Source organism: Synechococcus sp. R55.2, assembly GCF_047462075.1.
Taxonomy (GTDB): domain Bacteria; phylum Cyanobacteriota; class Cyanobacteriia; order Thermostichales; family Thermostichaceae; genus Thermostichus.
In genome coordinates, this window is the sequence record NZ_JANSIH010000270.1 from 1 (window position 1) to 647 (window position 647).

Annotated in this window: 1 protein-coding gene; it reads left to right on the forward strand. The window is 61.5% G+C overall.

Annotated features, from left to right (window positions below; genetic code table 11):
• Positions 1-10: 10 nt before the first annotated feature.
• Positions 11-647 (forward strand): serine hydroxymethyltransferase (locus NW838_RS08930; protein WP_414427883.1); only part of this gene is annotated, 637 nt, incomplete at its 3' end.

The following is a 647-nucleotide window of genomic DNA, read 5'->3' on the forward strand; positions in this document are numbered from 1 at the left end:
ACGGGATAGCTTGGCCATCCTGGCGGAAACGGATCCCTTGGTTTACCGCCTGATCCAGGAAGAGCTCAACCGGCAGCGGGATCACCTGGAGATGATCGCCAGCGAGAACTTCACTTCTCCTGCCGTCTTGGCAGCCCAGGGCTCGGTGCTCACCAACAAGTATGCAGAAGGGCTGCCGGGCAAGCGCTACTACGGCGGCTGCGAGTTTATTGACGAGATTGAACAGCTGGCCATTGACCGGGCTAAGCAACTCTTCGGGGCAGCCCACGCCAATGTGCAGCCCCACTCGGGGGCGCAGGCCAATTTCGCTGTTTTCCTGGCCCTGCTGCAGCCAGGAGACACAATTATGGGCATGGATCTGGCCCTCGGCGGCCACCTTACCCAAGGCTCCCCGGTAAACGTCTCCGGCAAGTGGTTCCGCGTGGTGCACTACGGGGTGCATCCGCAGACGGAGCGGATTGATTTTGACCAAGTGCGGGATCTGGCCCTGCAGCACCGGCCCAAGCTGATCATCTGCGGCTACTCTGCCTATCCGCGGACAATTGACTTTGCCGCTTTCCGCGCCATTGCCGACGAGGTGGGGGCCTATCTTCTGGCCGACATTGCCCATATTGCCGGCCTGGTGGCCACCGGACACCACCCCAACC